General features: G+C 70.4%; 4 protein-coding genes and 1 pseudogene. 1 reads left to right on the top strand and 4 read right to left on the bottom strand.

Features of this window, described 5'->3' with window-relative positions:
- Positions 1-96: 96 nt before the first annotated feature.
- Entirely contained in the window at positions 97-1506 is a 1410-nt protein-coding gene (locus ACFWY6_RS44585; RefSeq protein WP_384703396.1) for an RICIN domain-containing protein, read from the bottom strand.
- Positions 1507-2577: 1071 nt separating this feature from the next.
- On the opposite strand from ACFWY6_RS44585, the gene ACFWY6_RS44580 reads away from it, so the two are divergent.
- Positions 2578-2709 (top strand): hypothetical protein, encoded by a 132-nt coding sequence (locus ACFWY6_RS44580; protein WP_384703399.1) that lies wholly within the window; start codon positions 2578-2580, stop codon positions 2707-2709.
- A 17-nt stretch (positions 2710-2726) separates the two neighbouring features.
- On the opposite strand, the pseudogene ACFWY6_RS44575 reads toward ACFWY6_RS44580, so the two are convergent.
- The 3 genes and pseudogenes from ACFWY6_RS44575 to ACFWY6_RS44565 form a co-directional block, all read right to left on the bottom strand.
- A pseudogene (locus ACFWY6_RS44575) lies at positions 2727-2987 on the bottom strand (sigma factor); the annotation flags it as partial.
- Entirely contained in the window at positions 2968-3714 is a 747-nt protein-coding gene (locus tag ACFWY6_RS44570) for an SDR family NAD(P)-dependent oxidoreductase (protein ID WP_384703394.1), read from the bottom strand. The pseudogene ACFWY6_RS44575 and the gene ACFWY6_RS44570, both read right to left, overlap by 20 nt.
- Before the next feature lie 81 nt (positions 3715-3795).
- Entirely contained in the window at positions 3796-4221 is a 426-nt protein-coding gene (locus ACFWY6_RS44565) for a glutamate-cysteine ligase family protein (RefSeq protein ID WP_384703391.1), read from the bottom strand.
- Between the last annotated feature and the right edge of the window lie 48 nt (positions 4222-4269).

Genomic DNA, 4269 nt, shown 5'->3' with positions numbered 1-4269 from the left:
CCCCAGAACGGGAGCCTGTGGCGTGCGCCGCCGCCCGTTGTCTCCGGCTGCCGAGGTTCGGGGACACCCGGCAGCCGGAGGTCTGGGAAGGTCCGCTCAACAGCCCTTCGGCTTACGGGACTTCGATCCGCAGGAGTCCGCCGGACCGCCCTTCGAGCGGGTCGCCATAAACTGCGGGGTGAAGGCGCCAGGACCGCCCTTCATCTGGACCAGTCGCGTCCCGGCCAGCTTCTCCTTGCCGCCCCCTTCGAGGCCGACGTTCTGCCGGGTGACGCGGTTCACGAGCCAGGAGTCGGTGTGGTCGAGGCCTGCGCCGTCCCGCATCCACCATTGCTGGCGTGGCTCACTGGCGGAGCACGCAGCCAGGACCGCGGCGACGGCTTCGACCTGCTCGTCCTGGCCGGGACGTTCGTCCGAGGGCAGTGTCAGGCAGCGGTCGTCCGACACCAGCTTCAGCCTGAAGTAGCCGTCGCTGTCGAGCGTTCGCCGCCAGACCTGAGCCCGCGAGCCCTTGCCGTCGGCGCACTCCTTCTGGACGACGTCTCCGTCACCGCCCCGGTCCAGGCAGAGGCCGCTGGTGCGGCTCTGGAGCCGAAAGTCGACGGGCCGCGCGGGGACGTCGGTGAGCAGTTGCGGGTTGTTGGCCACGTTCTCCTCGGGAGCCTTGGCCAGCGCGCTGCCCGCCTCGGGGGCCGGGTGGAAGTAGTGGAACTGGTCGCCGGCGCAGTCCAGCATCTCGGCGGCGTTGACCTCGGTGCACTGCGGCTCGGCGCCTTCCGCACTCGAACCGCCCCCGCACAGCGGGTCCTTGCCGTGCTGGAGGTGGCCCTGCTGTTCCCCGTCGGCGCAGTGCGGCACGCCGAAGCTGTGCATCAGTTCGTGCGTGACGGCGTACGCGTTCCAGCACGACCTCATCACCGAGGCCCAGCCGCCCGTGCTCTTGGCCAGGCCAGCGCCCCCGCCGACGCCGCAGCCGGGGCCGTCGGTCTTCTCCCAGTCCATGAAGAGCATCAGCCGCTGCCCGTTCAGATACTCGTCCAGCTTCTCCTTCTGCTCCTCCTCCGATGCGCCGAGGGTGAGTTCAGCCATCAGGGCCCTGTCCACGGCCTCCTTGATGTCGGCGATCCTGGGCACCTCGGCCAGCCCGCTTACCCCGACCGGAGTGACCTCGATCCGGCAGGAGTCGTCCTGCACCATCTGGTAGCGGCGGCTCTGATCGGCGTCCAGACGCTTGGTGCCGGCCTCCAACTGCTGGTCCACGTCCCACATGAGGCGCCGGATGACCGGAGACCGTTCCGCGGTACGGTCCTCGCCCGCGCGGTGGACGTAGAAGACGTGGATGCCCTTCTTCCGCGCCTCGGCGTTCTTCGCGCAGGCGACGGGCGGGGCCTCGGTCACGGCGTACGAGGCGAGCTCGTCGCCGTCCTCTTCGGCGGCCCAACCCGGCAGCCCGAGGAAGGCGACCAGCAGGGCGAGCACGGCGCCGAGGGCGCTGGGCACGGCCATTTTCCACGGGGCGCGGTGCCTGCTGCGGGGTCTGCGCGGGGTCTCTCGATACCGCGGTGCGGTGTGGGTGTCTCGCACGGTTCCTCCGGTTCAGGAGGAAGGTGCCCGACGACGGCCCAGAGGCGGGAGGTGCGGGAGAGGAGTCTTGCGGGAGGTCGCCGGGAACGTAACAGCGGCCGAGGCTCCCTGTCCAGCGCCGAACTCCCGCAAGACCGACGAGAGTTGCCGGACGAACCCCGAAGGCAAAGCGTTGGCAAAGCGCCGGGATCGATCCCGGTTTGCCCGCTCCTCCCTTCGTGAGTCCCGTGCCGACCCGCGCACGCAGACGTACGCACACAACCGAGGGAGGCCCGCGCGACGCAGAGGCGAGAGTCGCCAGAGGACCGGGAGGTCACCGGTTGGCAGCGGAACACGCCGCCAACCGGCCGGTCCCCTCGACGCGTCCCTTCTCAGGGGCGAGTCGTTCGAGTCAACCGTCCGTTCGGAAGCGCAGGTCGAGCTGCTGTAGTAGTTGGGATTGATCGTGACCCGCTCGCCGCTTCGCACTTCATCGTCCCCCCAGTCGGCGGCACCGGTCTACCGACCGCCGTCGGTCTTGTCCTTCAGTAGGAGCCTTCACCACGCTTCGGATACGCGAAGATCTGCCAGACCTGATCGCCTCCGCCATCGCACGCGCTGAGGACGACGGCACCGCCCGAGGCTGCATACAGGTCTCCCGCCCGACGTTGACCATGCGGGTCGACAGCTTGGCCCGCCCGAGACCGGCTGCCGTCGGACTCGTCTTGGGCGCGGACGCGGAGACGCGTGGGCGCTCAGGCTCGGTCCTGACCTGCGGGGAGGTGGAGGGCGACGGGGACTTCGCGGGTGCCGACGTGGCGGGCGTCGCGCTCACGGTCACGGCAGGTGCCGCCTCGGAGTCGCTGCCGGAAGGACCGTCCGCATCCTGTCGTTGAGGGCGGCCGACTCGTAGAGGGCGGTACTGCACCGGTCACGTCCGGCCAGATGCCGGGCGAGCGCGTCACTGCGACGGCTGCCCGTCCGGCCTACGGCTGCGGCGAGGAGCGCGCCGTAGTGGCAGCACTCCTCCCGCTCTCGGCGACGGGCGCCTGGTCGAGTCAGCGCTCGAAGTCCGGGGCCAGTTCCGTGCGGAGCGCGGTGCTCGCCCAGTCCTCGGCGGCACGCCGCACCACGGACAGCGGATAGGCCGCCAGGCGGCATCCGACCCACGCCTGGCCTTGACCCGCCCGCAGGGTGCGGGCGAACGCCTCGGAGGCCAGGTCCTCGGCGATGTGCGCGTCGCACGTGCAGGTGCGGGCATAGGCGAGCGCAGCGGACAGGTGCCTGCGGTACAGCTCCTGGAGACGTGCAGGTGGGGGCGCCGATACACATGGTGGGCGGGGAAGAGGCGGGCCAGAAAGAGACGTGTCTTCTGGCCCGTGAGCCTCATGACGACGCAGCAGCTTAGCGACCCAGCGCGGCACCACCGTTGATGTGCAGGATCTGCCCCGTCAGATAAGCCGCTTCGGCAGAGGCGACATAGCGGATCGCCGCGGCGATCTCATCGGGCCTGCCCGGCTCGCCGGTCAGGGACTGCCCGACCCGGGTGGCGATGAACTCGGAGGTCGCGCGGTCGCCGAAGAACTCCGTGTCGGCGACGAATCCGGGTGCCACGGCGTTCACGGTGACGCCCTGCGCGCCGAGGCGCTGGGCGAGCTCGAACGTATAGGCGTTGACCGCCGCCTTGGAGCCACCGTACGACCCCGGACCGCGCAGAGCCGCGATCGAGGAGAGGTGGACGATGCGTCCGCCGGGGCGACGGACGTGCGGCAGAAGGGCCTCGGTCAGCAGGACGGACGTCAGGACGTTGGCGGCAAAGTTGCTGCGGTAGCCCTCGGCGACTTCTTCCAGGGTGTCGCCACGCCCCGGGGCGACATTGCCGCCCGCGTTGGTCACGAGGACGTCGACCTCGCCGTCGGCGGTGATGAGGTAGGCGGCACGGCGGACCTGTTCCGGCACGGAGAGATCGGCCGCGACCCAGGTGACGAGGCCGTACCCGTGCTGATCGTTGAGGGCTTTCGCGGCATCTTCCAGCACTTTCTCGCGCCGCCCGACGATGACGACCCGGTCGCCGTCCGCCGCGAACGATCCGGCAACGGCCAGCCCAATGCCGGTACCACCACCGGAGACCACTATGCGCCTGTGAGCCATTTCCCACCCCTTTCCTAGTCATGTATATGAATCTTGTTCATGAATCTGTTTGCTGGAAGGTAGTGTGGGCCCAAGTCGCCGTCAAGCCCCGAAGAAATGCCCTGGCCGCCAGGTCACCGAGGCGCCACACGGAGGTGGTCGACCACGTCGTACAGGCTCAAACGGCGCCGGAACACGGCGCGTTGCCGATCCGCCCCTCTGGCCCGTGAGGCCGTCGCGTGCCGCGCGCCGTCGGCCGCGAGCAGGACGGTGTCGTCGCTCGTGCGGGCCGCGTCGGCGACGCGGATCTCGCGCCCGGACCATGGTGCGCCGGCTCGCGTAACCGGTGTCCCGCCCCGCCCAGTACGGCGAGTTGGCCATGAGGCCGATGAAGACGGCGTGAACGCCTTGCTGTTCGGCGGCGTGGGCGACGACGGCACGCAGGGTGCTGCGGCTTGACGCAGTAGCCAAGACCGGGTGGGGGGGGGGGGCGCCGCCCGGCCCCCGCCCCCCCCCGCCCCCGCACACCCCCCCGCCCCCACCCCCCCCGCCACGCGGGCCGCGAGAGAGAGACAA

Origin of the sequence: Streptomyces sp. NPDC059037 (assembly GCF_042740015.1) — a bacterium.
Classification (GTDB): Bacteria; Actinomycetota; Actinomycetes; order Streptomycetales; family Streptomycetaceae; genus Streptomyces.
The sequence above is the reverse complement of the archived record's forward strand: the minus strand, read 5'-3'. Positions and strand labels throughout refer to the sequence as shown.